The organism is Lacinutrix himadriensis, from assembly GCF_001418105.1.
GTDB classification, from domain to species: Bacteria; Bacteroidota; Bacteroidia; order Flavobacteriales; family Flavobacteriaceae; genus Oceanihabitans; species Oceanihabitans himadriense.
Map to the genome: position 1 here is coordinate 21,698 of NZ_LIQI01000024.1, position 19,044 is coordinate 40,741.

General features: G+C 32.9%; 14 protein-coding genes and 1 pseudogene. 7 read left to right on the forward strand and 8 right to left on the reverse strand.

All coding sequences use genetic code 11. The features are described 5' to 3' along the window. Nucleotides 1–35: 35 nt before the first annotated feature. The 7 genes and pseudogenes from AMD28_RS12080 (at nt 36) to AMD28_RS12110 (ending at nt 11,542) form a co-directional block, all read left to right on the forward strand. Nucleotides 36–2,274, forward strand: a pseudogene (locus AMD28_RS12080) (TonB-dependent receptor). A gap of 64 nt (nt 2,275–2,338) precedes the next feature. After that, nucleotides 2,339–2,695 carry a heavy-metal-associated domain-containing protein gene (locus AMD28_RS12085; RefSeq protein WP_055444405.1) on the forward strand — a complete coding sequence of 119 codons (357 nt, stop codon included), beginning with the start codon at nt 2,339–2,341 and terminating at the stop codon, nt 2,693–2,695. Between the two features lie 61 nt (nt 2,696–2,756). Then, nucleotides 2,757–3,098 (forward strand): hypothetical protein, encoded by a 342-nt coding sequence (locus AMD28_RS12090; RefSeq protein WP_055444406.1) that lies wholly within the window; start codon nt 2,757–2,759, stop codon nt 3,096–3,098. Nucleotides 3,099–3,301: 203 nt separating this feature from the next. Next, nucleotides 3,302–3,859: a porin family protein gene (locus tag AMD28_RS12095; protein ID WP_055444407.1), complete on the forward strand. Its 558-nt coding sequence runs from the start codon at nt 3,302–3,304 to the stop codon at nt 3,857–3,859. 643 nt (nt 3,860–4,502) lie between these two features. After that, nucleotides 4,503–8,480: a LamG-like jellyroll fold domain-containing protein gene (locus AMD28_RS12100; protein WP_083478300.1), complete on the forward strand. Its 3,978-nt coding sequence runs from the start codon at nt 4,503–4,505 to the stop codon at nt 8,478–8,480. Nucleotides 8,481–8,846: 366 nt separating this feature from the next. After that, nucleotides 8,847–11,114 carry a PKD domain-containing protein gene (locus AMD28_RS12105; protein WP_055444409.1) on the forward strand — a complete coding sequence of 756 codons (2,268 nt, stop codon included), beginning with the start codon at nt 8,847–8,849 and terminating at the stop codon, nt 11,112–11,114. A gap of 11 nt (nt 11,115–11,125) precedes the next feature. Further along, complete coding sequence (locus AMD28_RS12110) at nt 11,126–11,542, forward strand: T9SS type B sorting domain-containing protein (RefSeq protein ID WP_055444410.1); 417 nt, start codon at nt 11,126–11,128, stop codon at nt 11,540–11,542. Between the two features lie 198 nt (nt 11,543–11,740). Here AMD28_RS12110 and groL read toward each other — a convergent pair whose 3' ends face one another. The 8 genes from groL to miaB all read right to left on the reverse strand — a co-directional run bounded on the left by groL (nt 11,741) and on the right by miaB (nt 18,866). Further along, nucleotides 11,741–13,375, reverse strand: a complete 1,635-nt coding sequence (gene groL / locus AMD28_RS12115; protein WP_055444411.1) for a chaperonin GroEL — start codon at nt 13,373–13,375, stop codon at nt 11,741–11,743. Between the two features lie 118 nt (nt 13,376–13,493). Continuing rightward, nucleotides 13,494–13,772 carry a co-chaperone GroES gene (locus AMD28_RS12120; RefSeq protein ID WP_055444412.1) on the reverse strand — a complete coding sequence of 93 codons (279 nt, stop codon included), beginning with the start codon at nt 13,770–13,772 and terminating at the stop codon, nt 13,494–13,496. 181 nt (nt 13,773–13,953) lie between these two features. Further along, nucleotides 13,954–14,283 carry a preprotein translocase subunit SecG gene (gene secG, locus AMD28_RS12125; protein WP_055444413.1) on the reverse strand — a complete coding sequence of 110 codons (330 nt, stop codon included), beginning with the start codon at nt 14,281–14,283 and terminating at the stop codon, nt 13,954–13,956. 4 nt (nt 14,284–14,287) lie between these two features. Next, entirely contained in the window at nt 14,288–15,214 is a 927-nt protein-coding gene (locus AMD28_RS12130) for a hypothetical protein (protein ID WP_055444414.1), read from the reverse strand. 58 nt (nt 15,215–15,272) lie between these two features. Continuing rightward, the gene (locus tag AMD28_RS12135) at nt 15,273–15,779 is read right to left on the reverse strand and encodes an LptE family protein (RefSeq protein WP_055444415.1); all 507 of its coding nucleotides are present in this window, start codon (nt 15,777–15,779) and stop codon (nt 15,273–15,275) included. A 40-nt stretch (nt 15,780–15,819) separates the two neighbouring features. Beyond that, nucleotides 15,820–16,017, reverse strand: coding sequence for a hypothetical protein (locus tag AMD28_RS12140; protein ID WP_055444416.1), 198 nt, complete (start codon nt 16,015–16,017; stop codon nt 15,820–15,822). 57 nt (nt 16,018–16,074) lie between these two features. Further along, entirely contained in the window at nt 16,075–17,337 is a 1,263-nt protein-coding gene (locus AMD28_RS12145) for a sigma-54 interaction domain-containing protein (protein ID WP_055444417.1), read from the reverse strand. An 80-nt stretch (nt 17,338–17,417) separates the two neighbouring features. After that, a complete protein-coding gene (gene miaB / locus AMD28_RS12150) occupies nt 17,418–18,866 on the reverse strand; it encodes a tRNA (N6-isopentenyl adenosine(37)-C2)-methylthiotransferase MiaB (protein ID WP_055444418.1) in 1,449 nt (482 codons plus the stop codon). Nucleotides 18,867–19,044: the final 178 nt, after the last annotated feature.

Consider the following 19,044-nt stretch of genomic DNA (forward strand, 5'->3'; position numbering starts at 1 on the left):
GCATAAAAAAAATAATCTATTACTTAATAAAATACATGAAACATATATTATATATACTATTCATACTTCCGTTTGCTATCTTTTCGCAAGAGAAAATTAGCGGAACAGTTACGGAAGCCAATGAAAAAAACGAACAGTTACCTTTGTTTGGAGCAAATGTGTATTGGCTAGATACCGCTGTTGGTACCACTACAGATTATGACGGAAACTTTACAATTCCGTACCAAAATTCCTATACAAAATTAGTGATTAGCTATGTTGGTTTTAAAACAGATACCTTAACTATAACTAAACCAAAAAAGATTCAAATACAATTAGAGGCTAAAAGTGAACTTGGTGAAGTTACCATCACCTCTAGAAAACAAGCAACAGCTAAATCGTATTTAAATGCAGCAAATACATTTACCGTAAGTAGTAAAGAATTGCTAAAAGCGGCTTGTTGTAATCTGTCGGAAAGTTTTGAAACCAATCCTTCCATAGACGTGAATTTTGCCGATGCGGTTACCGGAACAAGACAAATTAAAATGTTAGGATTAACTAGTCCGTATTTACTAATTGCAACAGAAAATATTCCATCTATTCGTGGCGCTTCACAGGCTTACGGATTGAGTTTTATTCCAGGAACTTGGGTAGAGAGTATTCAAATTACCAAAGGAGCAGGAAGTGTGGTTAATGGTTTTGAAAGTATTGCCGGACAAATAAATGCAGAGCTCGTAAAACCAACAACAGACGATAAATTGTTTGTAAACCTCTATGGTGCAAGTAATACACGTTTAGAATTAAATACGCATTTTAATACTAAAGTGAGTGAAAAATGGGCTACAGGAATTTATTTACATGGTAACATGCACAATAAAAACATGATGTTAATGAGGATGGCTTTATGGATATGCCAACGTATAATCAAGTAAATGTAATGAACCGTTGGCAATACACGAATCAAGAAAAAGGATTTGTAAGCTTTATTAATTTTAAGTTTTTAAATGACGAAAAACAAACGGGACAAGTAGATTTTGATCCAAAAACAGATAGAGGAACAACCAATGCTTGGGGAGGAGAAATAGATACCCAAAGGTATGAAGTGTCTGCAAAGCTTGGCTATGTAAATCCGGAAATACCATGGCAAACTATTGGTGTGCAAACGGCTTTTAGTAGTCATAAACAAGATTCTTATTTTGGTTTAAATGCATATGATATTAGCCAAAACAGTTTGTATACAAATGTTATCTATAACTCTATTATAGGAGATTCTAGAAGTAAGTTTAAAACGGGGATAAGCTATACTTATGACCATTATGATGAAATGGTAAATGCTATAGATTACGGAAGAATGGAAACTTCTGTTGGTGCCTTTTTTGAATATGCTTATGATAATTTAAAAAACTTAAATGTTACCGCAGGAATACGTGTAGACTCTCATAATTTATTAGGGACATTTGTTACGCCAAGAGTACATGCTAGATATACCCCTTGGGGGAAATCGGCCTTGCGTGCTTCCTTTGGAAGAGGAAAGCGTAGTGCGAGTATTTTTGCTGAAAATCAAAACGTTTTTGCGACTTCAAGAGCTATAAATATTTTAAATACGGACGGCAAAATATATGGACTAGATCCGGAAATAGCATGGAATTACGGCCTTTCCTTTTTACAAGGATTTAATCTGTTTAATAGAAAAGCAGATATCACTTTAGATTATTATAGAACCGATTTTCAAAACCAAGTGGTTGTAGATTATGAAAATCCGCAAGAAGTAAACTTCTATAATTTAGAAGGAGATAGTTATGCGAATAGTTTTCAGGCGGAAATGAATTATAATATGTTCGAACGTTTCGATTTACGTATCGCCTATAAATATTATGATGTGCAAACGCAATATGGTTCAGAAAAATTAGAAAAACCTTTAGTTTCAAAAATAGATTTTTTGCAAATGCATCTTATGAAACAGGTATGAAAGAAGGGAAAACGGCACATTGGAAAATGGATGCTACCTTTAATTGGTTAGGGAAACAACGTTTTTCATCTACAGCGAGCAATCCTTTGCAATATCAACTTTCAGAATATTCACCAACAGTAGGAACTTTAAATCTGCAAATAACCAAAGTGTTTTCTCCAAAATTTGAAGTATATTTAGGAGGAGAAAATGTTACTAATGTAAGGCAGAACAATCCTATTTTAGGAGCAGACGATCCTTTTGGCGCAAATTTTGATACCACATTTGTATACGGTCCTATATATGGATCTAACTATTATGCCGGATTACGATTTAAAATACAATAAAAAATAAATATAAGTTTAATAGAAAGATTTCCACCTTCGTGGAAATAAAAAAAAGAAGATTATTATGAAAAAAACAATAGCATTACTAGTTCTATTATTTGTAGGAGTAACAACCTTTGCGCAAAACAAAAATGCAAAAGCATCTATTGAAGTAGATGGCGTTTGCGGTATGTGTAAAGACCGAATTGAAAAAGCATGCTTCAAAATTAAAGGAGTAAAATCTGCCGTTTGGAGTGTAGAAACGCATGAGTTACAACTTATATATAATGAGGCGAAAACGAATTTAAATGAAATTCATACCAGCATTGCAGCAGTAGGTCATGATACTAAAGATTTAAAAGCTACAGATGAAGCGTATAATAGCGTACATCCTTGTTGTCAATATAGAGATGAGGAAGTTAAAGAAGATCATAAAGAGTAAAAAGAGTAAATAGATATTATAAAAGCCTGAATATTAATTCAGGCTTTTATATTTTTACCATATGCCATACCGAATTTATGTTATCGAATTATCGAAACGGGTGTTTACCGAAAATGCCAAGTTTAGAAATGCCAATCCGCAATTTAATGGCGTATTGCAATGCTTGTATGTTGGTATGACTAGCAAAACACCAAAAGAACGTTTTCTACAACATAAAACAGGCTACCGAAATAAGAAAGGATATAAGCTATCTTCTAATATTGTTGAGAAATACGGACTCTATCTTCGTCCAAGTTTATACAACCACATAAATCCCATTACAACCAGAGCAGCAGCTTTAAAAATGGAAGAAACTCTAGCTTTAGAGTTACGCAGACAGAAGTATGCGGTTTGGTTTAATTGAAATTTAAGAGCTTGTTTTTAAAAGATATATAAGTTTAAGTCGTTTTATATGATGATGTTATATGGTGAAGACTCATGGAATATTATATAAAATTTAAGAAATTATTCTGTTAATAACGGTTAAAAACGTTAAAATTATTGTAAACGGAACTCTATAAATACAAAAATGATTTGATTTGTTTTGAATCATAAAAACTTAAAATCATGAAAAAACTATTACTAGTCACTGCTATTTCTTTTTTAGGATTAGCACATGTTAACGCACAAGAAGTCAAATTCGGAGTTAAAGGAGGTTTAAATTTCGCTTCGGTAACCGGAGCTGAAAGTTCTCAGCTAGAACCTATAACGGCTTTTCATTTTGGAGGTATGGCAGAAATATTCATTTCAGAAAAATTCTCTTTGCAACCTGAGTTAATGTATTCCGGACAAGGATTTAGCGATGGAGGAATAATTGATCTACATTATTTAAATGTTCCATTAATGGCAAAATACTACGTGGCAAAAAGAATAAGCCTGGAAGCTGGACCGCAAATTGGATTTTTACTCAATGCAAGAGAGGGAGGTGAGAATTTAAAAGACCATGATAATAATGTAGATCTAGGTGTGAATTTTGGTTTAGGCTATAAACTAGATAATGGACTTAATTTTGGAATGCGATATAATTTAGGATTAACAGACTTATCTGTTACAGATAATTACAGTAAAGCCACAAATAAAATTAAAAATGGTGTATTTCAATTTTCCATTGGCTACTTCTTTTAACGCGTAAAAATTTTCAATATTTAAAAACCGAAGTCTATTGGCTTCGGTTTTTTTATGTTTCATAGATTTTTTTGAAAAGCATGGGTTTTATCTTCGTTCAAGCTTATGTCATTATATAGAGTCAATTACAACTAGAGTAGCAGCTTTAAAAATGGAAGAAATTCTAGTTTTAGAGTTGTGAAGACAACGTTATGCGTTTGGTTTAATTAAAAAGTGTTTTATAATCTATGCTTATAATGAAATTTACACCCTAAATAAAATTTATATATAAGAATAGATAAGGAGATTTAGTTGGTTATTATTAATAGTAATCCAAAAAAAGTTAGAACAATTATCTCTAACTTTTTTATTATGTGGAGGTTAACTAGGTATAAGTTTTTAGTAAAAGTTACCGTTTGACGTTTTTTTTAAGAGAGTAATCGAGTAAATTAATTTATAGAATATTAAATGAAGATGTTTGTGGTCTACTACGATATTTTTGTATACAGTTTGTAACTGTTTATAATTTATCGCTTTAGATATCTTCCCTCAAGATTTTAATTTTAAATTAAATAGTCCCAAACTATTAAAACTTAAACCCAAACCTAAATATCTAGCATTGATATTGATTTCATGCTATTGTATTTAAAATGATTACCTACTTATGAAAAATCACTTACGATTCTTTGCGCTTTTTTTAAGCTTGTTTACTTGTAGTTTAGTTACCTATTCTCAAAATCTAAAAGATGTTGATAATGATGGCGTTATTAATAGTATAGATGTTGATGATGACAATGATGGTATTTTAGATACTATAGAATGTCCAGCAATTTCTGGAGCAGCTTCTCCAAAATCAGATGCAATAAGTTGGTCTAAAAACGAATATGATGTATTTGTTATTGGAAACAACACAAATGGCTTAGGTTATAAAGAATCTGGTTTCGAAAGAGAAGTATATAGTAAAGGACAAACTTTAACGGTTTTAGATGGTTTATTAGATTATTCTTTTCCTTTAAGTTCTTCTGTTGCTGGGTCTGGAGGAACAAGCGTTGGTACTTTTGCAAATGGTACTTTATCTTTTGAAGATAATTACGTGTATAGATCTTATGATATTGATCAATTTAGAGCAACAACTTCGAATGGTTTTATTTCTGGTAATTCTGGTTCTGGAATCTATATATATCCAGAAGTTGGAAATCAAACAGGAGATTATTACTCTGTAGATATTAATTTTACAGAACCAGTTGCTTCTTTTAGTTTTGATATGGTAGATATATATGATACCAATTCAGATACTGCTGTAGTTAACTATGAGGTTTATGTAGACGATGTTTTGGTTGCTTACTTTAGTGATTCTTATTTTGGAAATGATGCAACAGGAAATATAGATATATTTGATGCAGATGGCGTTTTAAAAGGTTCTTTACGTGCTGGTCAAAATTTAGAGAATACGATTGGTTTTGCTACCGAAAACATGATTAGTAAAGTTACGGTAAAGCATATTGTTATTTCAGGTAACTTAGCTGCTGCAACGCATGATCCTCACGGATTGGATGCTTTTGCATATAGTTTTTTATGTGCGAACCAAATAGATTTAGATGATGATAATGATGGTATTCCAGATAATATTGAAGCACAACCAACAGTAGGTTATATCGCTCCAAGTGGAACCGTTAACACTTCAGGTGCTTATCCTGGTTTATGGGATAATTACGGAACAGGAATTACTCCTGTAAATACAGATGGAACAGACTTACCAGATTATTTAGATTTAGATGCAGACAATGATGGTATTCCAGATATTCAAGAGAATGGTATGGCAAATGCTATTGTGAATAATGATACCGATAATGATGGTTTAGATAATGCTTTTGAAGGAAGCAATACCAATGACTATTTTGATGTAAATGATGAAATAGACAATCCTACAAATCTTTCCATATTACCAGATACAGATGGAGATTTAACTGCTGGTGGAGATTTAGATTATAGAGATGACATGGCTATTTTTATAGAATCTGCAACTTTAGACTTTGATGGGGTAGATGATTATTTAGATACAGATCCTTATATAACAAATTGGACAAATGGTACTATAATGAGTTGGGTTAAAATTGAGCATACCTCAGATGGAAACCTGCCAAACCTATATAGTATAGCTGGTCAAGAAAACATGAGGTTGTATGTAACCAATGGAAGAACACCTGCCTTTTATGTGCTTACGCAGGATCAGGTAACGGCTTCTGGTGATTATCCTTCCAATAGTATTTCTGTGCAACCACATCCTTCGTTTAATGTGAAGCTTAAAAACGATTTATGGTATCATATTGCAGGTGTTTTTGACTCTGCAGATCAAACGGTTAAGTTATACCTTAATGGGGAATTAGTTGGAACAACATCAGATTCTAGGTTAAATTCAGAATTGTTAACCAAAAGATTTAATGGAACGCCACATGTTTATTCACAAAGAGAATTTACAATAGGAAAATATCCAACAAACACAAGTGCTTTTGGGCATTTTAAAGGAGATATAGATGAAGTACGAATTTTTGATGCTGCTTTAACGGAAGAGCAAGTACAACAAATGGTGTATCAGGAAATTGAAAATAATTCAGGAGTATTAAGAGGTACTATCATACCTAAAGATATTCAAGATTTAAATACTTCAGCAAAAGTATCATGGAGTAATTTAAAAGGGTATTACCCAATGTCTAATATCACTAATAGTACAACATCCGATTATTCTTCAAACAATAACGATTTAAAACTTCATAATATAAAAACTATTGTAGAGCAAACAGCACCTATGCCTTATGTTTCTACTTCTAATGGATCATGGACAACAGAAAACACATGGTTACATGGTCATGTATGGGATATTACAGATACTGCTACCAATAAAGATTGGAGCATCGTAAAAATAGATGATAATGTAGATGCAAATCATCCAGTAAAGACTTTAGGTTTGTTTGTTGAAGGACATAAAGCCTTGACTATAAATGGGAGTAACCAAGTAAAAAATTCTTGGTATTTAGAATTAAATGGAACACTAGATTTAAATAACGATTCACAATTAATTCAGACAAAAAATAGTGATTTAGTAACCTCTGAAATAGGTAAAATATTAAGACGTCAAGAAGGAGCATCAAGCTATTATTGGTATAACTATTGGAGTTCGCCAGTAGGAATAACAGCAGCTACTAGTTTAACAGATAATAATGCCTTAGGAAATAATGCAAATAACACCGTGTTTAGCTTAAATATGTTAAAAGATGAGGACGCAAACAATATGTTATTTACAAGTGCAAATCATCAAATAAATAAGTTAAGTACAAGATGGATGTATACCTACGAAAATGGAGTAACTTATTACGATTGGGGAACCGTAACACCAAGTACAAATATAAACCCAGGAATTGGTTATATTCATAAAGGAACAGGAACAGAACAACAATATATATTTGAAGGGAAACCTAACAATGGAACCATAAAAATAGGAGTAAACGATGTTGGAGGGTCAGGATCTGTACCAGGAGTATCTAAAACCGAATACCTTTTAGGTAACCCGTATGCATCTGCAATAGATATTCATAAATTTATAGATGATAATGCATCTGTTTTAGAAGGAAGTATTCAATTATGGCAACAATGGTCGGGTATATCACATGTAACTACAGAATATGAAGGTGGTTATGCACAAGTAAATAAAACAGGAGCTGTAAAAGCATACCAGTTTGTTGGAGGATTAGGTGCAAATAATAACGAACAAGATGGAACCAAAGCACCAACCAAATATTTACCAGTCGGACAGAGTTTTATGGCCGAAATAAAGAATACTGGTTCTCTAGTATTTAAAAATAGCCAACGTGTATTTGTTAAAGAATCGGATGCAGATGGGTCTGAATATAATGGTTCTGTGTTTTTTAGAACAACAGAAGGTGTTTCCAATGCATCAACCATGAGTAAATTACGATTGGAGTTTAAAGCCTTAGATGGTCAGGCTACAAGAAGAGAATTATTATTAGGTTTTAGTGATGCTACTACAGATGGCTATGACTATGGATACGAAGCAAAAAATACAGACGATAATCATGATGATTTAAACCTGTTATTAGATGGTGAGTATATGACTATACAATCGTATGCTGCAATAACGGAAGATAAAGTAGTGCCTTTAGCATTAAAAACATCTGGAAACAATAGTTACAGCATTCAAATATCTGAAATAGATAATATAGCAGAAGACCAAGAGATTTATTTAAAAGATAATCTTACCGATACGTATTATAATTTACGTCAAGATCTAGCATATACATTTTCATCGGAAGCTGGAGTATTTAATGAGCGTTTTGAAATTGTATTTGCAAGCCAAAGACTAAGTACAGAGGAAGTAACGGCAAATAATAATACTGTAATTTATTACAACAACACAAGTAGTCTTTTATATGTAAAAGGATTAAATACATCGAGTAATGTAAGTTTAATAAACATGTTAGGTCAAACGGTTTATACTAAATCTAATGTGTCTAATAATACATTAGAAAACGGAATGTCTATACAAAGTTTAGCTACCGGAATTTACGTAGTAAGCATAAAAACACAAGATAATCAAACACTAGATAAGAAGATCGTTATTGAGTAATATGCTATTGATCTGGGACTAAAAAAAAAGAGATTGACTTAATTGTCAATCTCTTTTTTTTTTTTTAATTATTTGTGCTAAATCTATGTTCGTATAAAACCAGTAAAATTCAGTTAATGACGCTTTGTGTGACTTAAAATGAATTGTATAAGCATAGAAAGGGGTTTGTAAATACGGGCTTTATCTTCGTTAGAGTTTATACAATCATATAGACCCAATTACAACCAGAGCCTCAGTACTTAAAATGGAAGAAACGCTAGCCTTAGAGTTGCGCAGACAGAAATATGCGGTTTGGTTAAATGGAAAGTTTAATTAATTGGAAAAGAATTATATTCGCTTAATATTAGAAAATCCAGATTTATAAACATGAATAAACCATTACCTATTAAACTTTTGTTTTTACTGTTTTTTATTTCAAGTTTTTATACCAATGCGCAAATAACTTTAACGCATAACTCATGTGAAGTTGTAAGAACAGATATACATTCTTGTACCACACAAGTTCTTTTTTGGTCAAGAACATTTACACTTCAAGATTTTGGAATTGGCATTGACGATGAATTTATTATTAATTCTGGGCAGGTGGCTGTAGTTAATACTTCTTGGAGACCTACTGCTAGATTTAGAATTTACGCAATTGATAATGGTTTTCCTGCTACTTTTTCAGAGTCTAACTTAATAGGGGAAAGTCAAGAAGTATTCTTGCCATGGAATGTTTCAACTACTCCAGAGATAGTAACGTTAGATTTTAATACTCCAATAATCGTTCCTGCTGGAACCGAACGGATATTAGTAGAAGTAGAAAAGGGAGTTGATTTCGATTCAAGTGCTGTAGCTTTTATAGCTGGATCTTTGCAAGATAATGATTTCTCATGGCAAAGAAGATGTATTGCCGGTGGTGCTACACCAGTTAATGGATTTGTAACAGCTACAGATATGGGGCGTCCTAATGCTAATTTTTATATAAATGCAACAGGTTTCATAAACAGTGTAACCGCTCCCTTTACTTTAAATTATACAAATAGTTGTAGTCAGACTCTTAAAGAATTCTATTTAAACAATACAAATAATATAGCTTCAGTTGTCTGGACTTTTGGTGATCCAGCTTCAGGAGTAAATAATACTTCCACCTTAATTTTGCCAACACATGATTTTTCAGCATCCGGGCAATATTCTATTTCAGCAAACATTATACAAAATGATGGTTCTACATATGTAATTAATGAAACAATATCTGTAGCAAAACCTCCAGTTGCTTATCCAGTTAATGATATTTCTAGTTGTGAAAATAATCAAGGGTCTGGAATTTCTTCTCATTTTGATACATCCAATATCGAATCCGAAGTTGTAAATGGGCAAACTGGAGTTATAGTAAGTTATTACAATCAAAACGGTAATAATTTACCTAGTCCTTTGCCAAACCCTTTTACAAATACTCAGGCTAACTCGCAAGAAATTACAGTTAGGGTTAGTAATAGTAGCGACCTATGTTGTTATAGTGAAACGACTTTTAATGTACTTACAGATCCGCTTCCAGAACTAGATCCAGTAAATGATTTATTTGCTTGTGACAATGATGGGGATGGTTATGCTTTATTCGATTTAAGTAATTTACCTATTGATTTAGTTAACGGACAACCTAATGTAACTATTGAATTGTTTGATAGTAACAATAATAGTATACCTTTAAATAGTTTAACCAGTTTTGAAAACCTTACTATTGATGAAGACTTTATAGATGTAGTATTGACTAATTCTAATACTAGTTGTGCTTCAGAAACTAGAATTGAACTTCATATTTATGATAATCCAGAAGTTGCCCAATTACCTACACTATATGCATGTGATGATAATGCAGATGGTATATCCGAATATTTTAATACATCAAACATAGAAAGCCAAGTTCTAAATGGGCAAACAGGAATGCAAGTAACATACTTTTTAGAAATTGGTACGCCATTACCAAGTCCGCTACCAAATCCGTTTACAAACAACATCCCAAATAATCAAAATATAATTGTTCGAGTTACTAATGTAAATACCACTTGTTACAAGGAAACCACTCTGGAATTACAAACTATAACACAACCAAATATTAGCCAGCCAGATAATTTATATGCTTGTAATCAAGGAGATGGTTATGCCGAATTTGATACTGCTTTATTAGAAGAACAGATTATTGGTAGTCAAACTGGATTAACGATACATTATTATGATGCTAATAATATTGAATTGTCAAGTCCGCTACCCACTTTATTTCAGAATACAGAGCCATATCAGCAGACTATTTATGTGAAGATTGAAGATGCGTCGAATACCTTGTGTTTTTCGGAAACATCCTTTGATTTAATAGTAAATAATCTTCCAGAAGCAGATTTAGAAGCAACCTATTTTATCTGTAATTTAGAGCCTTCTATGGTGTTATCTGTAGATTCAAATTATTCTTCTTATGAGTGGGAATTTGAAGACGGAACTATAGTTTCTTCCTCCTATACTGCCGAAATAATAAATGAAGGAAACTACGTTTTAACTGTTACCAATTTAGAGAACAATATTATTTGTGAGAATGCATTCTCTTTTAATTTAATTCGCTCAGTTTTGCCGGAGATACAAAGTGTAACCATGGGGAATTAGGAAACAATTATATGGAGATAATCGCCTCTGGAGATGGTGATTTTGAATATTCCATTAATGGCGTTAATTATCAAAATAGTAATTATTTTTCTAATGTAGAAGGAGGAACTTATACCGTATTTGTAAAAGATAAAGATGGTTGCGGACAGGATTATACAGAAATAACCATTATTGATTATCCGAAACTATTTACTCCTAATAATGATGGGTATAATGATCATTGGCAAATAGAAGGAGTTGCTAAATTTCCTAATGCTACAATATTAATATTTGATAGATACGGAAAAATAATAAAACAACTTTCGCCAAGTAGTTTGGGTTGGGATGGAACTTTTAATGGAAATACATTGAATACAAATGATTATTGGTTTACAGTAGATCTTGGGAATGGCAAATCTTTCTCAGGACATTTTACTTTAAAAAGATAATAGACTAGAATCGAACTTGCCTCTAATTTGCTTTAGCACCTAAAGTATAAAGTGATTTTAAAAATCTTAAGTTTATATAAAAAAACGCTTCTAGAAATATATCTAGAAGCGTTTTTAATAATTGCGTGTCTTGGTGATTCACAGAAGACTCTTCTTATAATACACAAGAGTGAGTAACCTGTCAGTTGCGAATCGCTGTTACATCATTCCTGGCATACCGCCACCCATTCCTCCTGGCATTCCAGCAGGAGCATCTTCTTTAATATCTATTAAAGCACATTCTGTAGTTAAGATCATTCCGGCAACAGAAGCAGCATTTTCTAATGCAATTCTAGTTACTTTTTTAGGATCTATAATTCCAGCTTTCAGCATATCTACATAGGTATCTGTTTTTGCGTCGTAACCAAAGTCTTTTTTACCTTCTAGTACTTTGTTTAGTACTACACTTCCTTCGCCACCAGCATTTTCAATGATGGTACGTAAAGGAGCTTCTATAGCTCTGTTTACAATTTGTACTCCTGTAGTTTCGTCTAAATTTTCTGTAGTAATATTTTCTAATACTTTTTTAGCACGAACAAGAGCAACACCACCACCAGCAACAATACCTTCTTCTACTGCAGCACGTGTTGCATGTAAAGCATCATCTACTCGGTCTTTCTTTTCTTTCATTTCTACTTCACTAGCAGCACCAACATAAAGTACAGCAACTCCACCAGCAAGTTTCGCTAAACGCTCTTGTAGTTTTTCCTTGTCATAATCGCTAGTTGTAGATTCAATTTGCGATTTAATTTGATTCACTCTGTTTTTAATCATGCTCTTTTCTCCAGCACCATTAATTACAGTAGTATTGTCTTTGTCAATTGTAATGCGTTCTGCAGTACCAAGCATTTCTAATGTTGTGTTTTCTAAAGTAAATCCTCTTTCTTCAGAAATAACAGTTCCACCAGTTAAGACTGCAATATCTTCTAACATTGCTTTACGTCTGTCACCAAATCCTGGCGCTTTTACAGCAGCAATTTTTAAAGAACCACGTAATTTATTTACTACTAAAGTTGCAAGTGCTTCACCATCTACATCTTCTGCAATAATTAATAATGGTTTTCCAGATTGTGCTACCGGTTCAAGAACAGGAAGTAAATCTTTCATTGTAGATACTTTTTTATCATACAATAAAATGTAAGGGTTTTCTAAATCGGTAATCATTTTGTCACTATCTGTAACAAAATAAGGAGATAAATAACCTCTGTCAAACTGCATACCTTCCACAACATCTACATACGTATCTGTTCCTTTAGCTTCTTCCACAGTAATAACCCCTTCTTTTCCAACTTTACCAAAAGCCATAGCAATTAAATCTCCAATAACATCATCGTTATTTGCAGAAATAGATGCTACTTGTTTTATTTTATCGGAAGAGTTTCCAACTTTTTGCGTTTGTTTTTCTAAGTCTTCAACTATTGCAGCTACTGCTTTGTCAATACCACGTTTTAAATCCATAGGATTTGCGCCAGCAGCAACATTTTTTAAACCTTCTTTTACAATTGCTTGTGCAAGAACCGTTGCTGTAGTAGTACCATCACCTGCAAGGTCATTGGTTTTACTTGCAACTTCTTTTACCATTTGTGCTCCCATGTTTTCAAGAGGATCTTCTAACTCGATCTCTTTTGCAACGGTTACACCATCTTTAGTTACTTGTGGAGCACCAAAGCTTCTACTAATAATTACGTTACGTCCTTTAGGACCTAGTGTTACTTTTACAGCGTTTGCTAATGCATCTACACCACGTTTTAAACCGTCGCGTGCATCTATATCAAATTTTATGTCTTTTGCCATCGTTAAAATTTTATTTATCATTCCTGCGAAGGCAGGAATCTTTTTAATTGAAATTAATTGTTTAAAAAATCAGATTGAGACACTTCGACTGCGCTCAGTGTGACAATTCAATTGACAATTATATAATTGCCATGATATCTTCTTCACGCATCATTAAATAGTCATGACCATCTAATTTTAATTCGTTACCAGAATATTTTCCGTAAAGAACAGTATCTCCAATTTTTACAGTTAGAGGTTCGTCTTTTTTACCTGATCCAATTGCTATAACAGTACCTTTATGTTGTTTTTCTTGGGCTGAATCTGGAATAAATAAACCTGAAGCTGTCTGAGTTTCTGCTGGAAGTGGTTCTATTAAAACGCGATCTGCAAGTGGTTTGATGTTTACTTTACTCATTATATATGTTTTTATTTATTAAAAATAGTTTTGCTGTTTTTAACGAAGCTAAAAATGTGCCAATAGAGTAGGACTGACAAAGTTGCCGAATGTCTTCATATTATAAACTAGGAAAGTAGATTTTAGGCAAAAAAAAATGCCAACTTTAAAAAGTTGGCATTTTGAATATTTTTAAAACAGATTACTGTGCAGTATCTTCTGTTTGTGCAGGAGCTGTTGGTACTTCTATTGGTTGTACAATATTATCTGTATCTAAAGCTTTAGATTCTGTAGTTGTTGTTCCATTGTTAATGGCAACGTTAGAAACTAAAATTAATACAATTAAAATAGTTGCAAGCGTCCATGTGCTTTTGTCTAAAAAGTCGGTTGTTTTTTGAACACCACCTAACTGTTGTGTTCCACCACCACCAAAGGATGAAGATAATCCGCCACCTTTTGGGTTTTGTACCATTATTACTACAACTAGCAAAAATGCTACCACTACTATTAATATTAAAAATACTGTAAACATGTTGTTATTCTTTATTGTTTTGTTCTTGTAATTGTTTTACTGCCTTAATTTGGTCTGCAAAGAAACCACTTTTTTCTGGATATTTCAAACTTAATATTTTATAAGATTGTAATGCCTTTTTATAGTTTTTTTGTTCCACGTAAATCCGCGCTAATGTTTCCGTCATTAGTGCCTCTGGTTGTATCATTTGCGCTTCGGCAATATTAACATTTACTTTAGCTGTTTTTGTAGGCTTTAGTTTTGGATTTTTGGTTATAAAACGCTCTATAAGATCAAATTTCTTCTCCTTTTCTGTTTTTATTTCTTCTACAACTTCTTGTTTTTCTTCGCGTTGAATAGGCGTAAACTTTGCTAATTTTAACCATTCGTTAAACGAATGTGTTTCTGTGTTTTCAAACTCTAAAGGTTTGCCAATGTTTAAAACTTCGTTAGGTGACGTTTCTTTTGTAGTTATACTTTCTTCTGCTGCTTCTATTTTTTCCGAAACCTCTAAACTAAAGTTGGCAATTTTGGAGCGCTCTATTTTTGGCTGAAATAATTCAGGATCTAAAACACCAGTAGTATCTTTTATCTGTTGTCTTAACGCATCATCTAAAGTAACGTTTCTGTTTACCGAAATGTCTTCTACATCCACAGTAATATCTTTTACATGTTCTGTGTTTTGTTTGATGTGTTGCGAGATTTCGTTTTGAAGAAATTTTTCAGAAGTGATATAATCAAACAAAATACTTCTGTCTGTAGTATAACTTGCTGTCTTTTTAAGTTCTTGGTTGTAGTTAAAACTTTCTTTGTTTTTTAGTCCTTTTAAATAAATGGCTCTTGCAGATTGACAATACGGAAAGGCATCCAAAACGGTTTTTAATGCTTCGGTATCTGAAGCAGTAACCTGTTGCGGATGCTGTAATAATTGTATGAAATCTGTATTGTTCATGGACTAAGTCAAATTTGTTTTTACTGTAAACTACGACTGCTAACCGTAAACTTTTTTACTACCACTTTGCTAGTGAAGCATTAAAGATATCTTGCGTTAAACGTTCAAAAATTTCTTCAAAAGCGGTTGTTTTTATAGTGCCTGTAAGTTGTTCGCTTCCTCCATAATCATAGTAAAAAGAAAAACGTTGCTCAAAATCATCTTCTTCGTTTTTTTTGTTAAAAAAACGCACATTAACACTAATCGTTAAACGGTTTTGTGCTGCGGTATTCTCAGAAGTTGCTGTGGTTGGAGAAATTCTATATTCAACAATTTCACCTTCGTAAACCAAATCGGCATTAGAATTCACCAAACTTAAATTGGTTTGGTTGGTAATTAAATCTTGTAATGCTATAGTAAAATCTCTATTTAAACCTGGTTCTACTAAAATAGCATTGTTTTGAAAATAATTTACTTGAAACGTTTTTACGTTCGACGCGATAGATGCTCCTGTGAAAGAGTATGGTCCACATGCAAAAAACGTGGTGGTTACTAGTAAAAGAAATAGGTGTTTTGTTTTTAACATTAAGTTACAATAATAAGATTCCTGCTTTCGCAGAAATGAATTAATACGTGTTTGGTTTTTTCATTGTTATGTATGCATAAATATACCCAGCATTATCTGCAACATCAAAATCAGCATTAATAAGTCGGTAACCTTGGTAGTGTTTTTCATTAATTAGGTCTTCGGCTTCTTGTCTTATTGCTTCAGAGCTGTTAGGACGAAAAGATTTTTTTATTAAAAATATTTCTACTGCTTTCATCTATGCTATAATTATTCAAAAATAACTTTTTTAAACTTTTATTTACTTAAAGTTTTGTTACAAATCGAATTGTTTTATTTTTCTATATAATGTACGTTCGCTTATACCAAGTTCTGCTGCTGCTAACTTGCGTTTTCCTTGATGACGTTCTAAAGACTTTTTAATTAACTCTAGTTCTTTATCGTGTAACGAAAGTGTTTCCTCTTCTTCAATTTCTTCCGCAAAATGATACTTGTCGGATGTATTTTGAAGGTTTTCGGGATTTGCGTTTTGCGAAATAGCGAGTACTTTTAATTCTTCTTTTTCTTCCTCTTCATAATCGGTATCCTCTTCGTTACCATATATTTTCTGAATTAAGCCTTCGTTTTTTTCTTGTACTTCTGTTGCGTTACCATTTTTCATGAGCTCCATGGTAAGCTTTTTAAGATCGTTTAAATCTGCTTTCATGTCAAATAAAACCTTGTACAAGATTTCGCGCTCATTGCTAAAATCACTTTCTGCTTTGGTGTTTTTAATAACAGCAGGTAAGTTGGAGCTTCCAGTTGGTAAATATCCTTGAAGTACTTCCGCAGTTATGGTACGATTTTGTTCTAAAACCGAAATTTGTTCGGCGACATTTCGTAATTGTCTAATGTTACCAGACCATCTAAACTTTAACAATACAGGTATTGCATCTTCTGTTAATTTAATAGTTGGCATTTTATATTTTAATGCAAAGTCACTAGCAAATTTTCTGAAAAGTAAATGGATGTCTTCTTTACGTTCACGAAGTGCAGGAAGGTTAATTTCTATAGTGCTTAGTCTGTAGTATAAATCTTCTCTAAATTTTTCTTTTTTAATAGCATCAAACATATTTACGTTGGTAGCTGCAACAATACGCACATCTGTTTTTTGCACTTTACTAGAACCTACTTTTAGAAATTCGCCATTTTCAAGAACACGAAGTAAACGTACTTGTGTGGTTAATGGTAATTCTCCAACTTCATCTAAAAAGATGGTTCCGCCATCTGCTACTTCAAAATACCCATTTCTGGTTGCTGTAGCTCCAGTAAAGGCTCCTTTTTCGTGACCAAAAAGTTCAGAATCTATGGTTCCTTCAGGGATTGCACCACAGTTTACTGCTATATATTTTCCATGCTTTCTGTGGGAAAGCGAATGTATAATTTTGGGAATACTCTCTTTACCAACACCAGATTCTCCAGTTACTAAAACCGAAATATCTGTTGGTGCTACTTGAATGGCTTTTTCTATGGCACGATTAAGTGTTGGGTCGTTACCAATAATACCGAAACGTTGTTTTGTTGCTTGAATGGATTCCATATCATTTCCTGCGAAGGCAGGAACCTTTTTAGTTTAACTTCTTTTAATTTTTAATAGATTCCTGCTTGTGCAGGAATTTGTTAATTATTTTCAGAATAACCAACAGGTTCACCAATTAAAGTGGTTTTTGTAGCGCTAATAATTTTTACGTTTACAAATTCACCAACCTTATAAATATCTTTTGGGAACACACAAAGTAAGTTTTGGTCATTACGTCCAGACCAATCCTTGTTGCCTTTTCTAGCTTCTTTCTCAATTAAAACTTCTACGGTTTTTCCGATAAACGATTTTGTTTTATCAAAACTATGTTCTAATTGTAAATCGATAACTTCCTGTAAACGTCTTTTCTTAACGGCTAAAGGAATATCATCATCCAGTTTACGCTCGGCCATAGTTCCTGGTCTTTCCGAATACGCAAACATATAACCAAAGGCATATCTTACTTCTTTCATTAAGCTTAATGTGTCTTGATGGTCTTCTTCAGTTTCTGTTGGGAAACCTGTAATCATATCTTGGCTAATGGTGCATTCCGGAAGGATGCGTTTGATATTGTTTATCAAATCAATATACTCTTCACGAGTATGCTGTCTGTTCATTTCCTTTAAAATGCGGTTGCTTCCACTTTGTACAGGTAGATGTATGTAGTTGCAAATGTTTTTGTATTTCGCCATAGTTTCTACCACATCTAGCGTCATGTCTTGCGGATTAGAAGTAGAAAAACGAATTCGCATTTTTGGTTGTGCTTGTGCGCATAATTCTAAAAGCTTCGAGAAGTTTACAGCAGTTGCCTTTTGCATATCTGTAGCCTTTACAAAATCTTTTTTTAATCCTCCACCATACCAAAGGTAACTATCTACGTTTTGTCCGAGTAACGTGATTTCCTTGTATCCTCTGCTCCATAAATCATTAATTTCTTCAATAATACTTTGGTGATCACGACTACGTTCTCTTCCTCTTGTAAAAGGAACCACACAGAAGGTACACATATTATCACAACCACGTGTTATAGAAACAAAGGCAGTAACACCATTGGTGTTTAAACGCACTGGTGAAATATCACCATAGGTTTCTTCTTTAGATAAGATAACATTTATTGCATCTCTACCATCTTCTACTTCTGCAAGAAGGTTAGGAATGTCTTTGTATGCATCTGGACCAACAACAAGGTCTACAATTTTTTCTTCTTCTAGAAACTTGCTTTTTAAACGTTCTGCCATACAACCTAAAACACCCACTTTCATATTTGGGTTGGTATCGCGTTTTATGGCGTTGTATTTTTCTAAACGTTTCCTAACGGTTTGTTCCGCTTTATCTCTAATCGAGCAGGTATTCACCAAAACCAAATCGGCATCTTCTAGGTTTTGTGTGGTATTATATCCTTGGTCAGAAAGTATGGAAGCTACAATTTCACTATCGCTAAAATTCATAGCGCAGCCGTAACTTTCAATAAAAAGCTTTTTTTTGTTCCCTTCTTTATTTTCTATAACAAGATTTTCACCTTGTTTGTTTTCGTCTATTGTCTTTTCCATCTTTAGTGTTCCGTGAAAACGGAATATCGCATTTTCCGTAAAATCGGAAGTCTGTTAATTGAAATTAATCTTGGTCAATAAGTATGCAAAGATACAAATATTTTAAGTAAAGTGACAAAGTGACAGTGTGTAAATTTTTCACAATTGCTGTTAGTAATTGTTCGTTTTGTAAGGGGTA

What these genes read in the sequence shown, in the direction of transcription:
- AMD28_RS12095 (WP_055444407.1), top strand. Translation starts at nt 3,302, where the DNA reads ATGAAAAAACTATTACTAGTCACTGCTATTTCTTTTTTAGGATTAGCA.
- AMD28_RS12120 (WP_055444412.1), bottom strand. Translation starts at nt 13,772, where the DNA reads ATGAGTAAAGTAAACATCAAACCACTTGCAGATCGCGTTTTAATAGAA.
- groL (WP_055444411.1), bottom strand. Translation starts at nt 13,375, where the DNA reads ATGGCAAAAGACATAAAATTTGATATAGATGCACGCGACGGTTTAAAA.
- miaB (WP_055444418.1), bottom strand. Translation starts at nt 18,866, where the DNA reads ATGGAAAAGACAATAGACGAAAACAAACAAGGTGAAAATCTTGTTATA.
- AMD28_RS12110 (WP_055444410.1), top strand. Translation starts at nt 11,126, where the DNA reads ATGGAGATAATCGCCTCTGGAGATGGTGATTTTGAATATTCCATTAAT.
- AMD28_RS12130 (WP_055444414.1), bottom strand. Translation starts at nt 15,214, where the DNA reads ATGAACAATACAGATTTCATACAATTATTACAGCATCCGCAACAGGTT.
- secG (WP_055444413.1), bottom strand. Translation starts at nt 14,283, where the DNA reads ATGTTTACAGTATTTTTAATATTAATAGTAGTGGTAGCATTTTTGCTA.
- AMD28_RS12090 (WP_055444406.1), top strand. Translation starts at nt 2,757, where the DNA reads ATGCCATACCGAATTTATGTTATCGAATTATCGAAACGGGTGTTTACC.
- AMD28_RS12140 (WP_055444416.1), bottom strand. Translation starts at nt 16,017, where the DNA reads ATGAAAGCAGTAGAAATATTTTTAATAAAAAAATCTTTTCGTCCTAAC.
- AMD28_RS12100 (WP_083478300.1), top strand. Translation starts at nt 4,503, where the DNA reads ATGAAAAATCACTTACGATTCTTTGCGCTTTTTTTAAGCTTGTTTACT.
- AMD28_RS12145 (WP_055444417.1), bottom strand. Translation starts at nt 17,337, where the DNA reads ATGGAATCCATTCAAGCAACAAAACAACGTTTCGGTATTATTGGTAAC.
- AMD28_RS12085 (WP_055444405.1), top strand. Translation starts at nt 2,339, where the DNA reads ATGAAAAAAACAATAGCATTACTAGTTCTATTATTTGTAGGAGTAACA.
- AMD28_RS12135 (WP_055444415.1), bottom strand. Translation starts at nt 15,779, where the DNA reads ATGTTAAAAACAAAACACCTATTTCTTTTACTAGTAACCACCACGTTT.
- AMD28_RS12105 (WP_055444409.1), top strand. Translation starts at nt 8,847, where the DNA reads ATGAATAAACCATTACCTATTAAACTTTTGTTTTTACTGTTTTTTATT.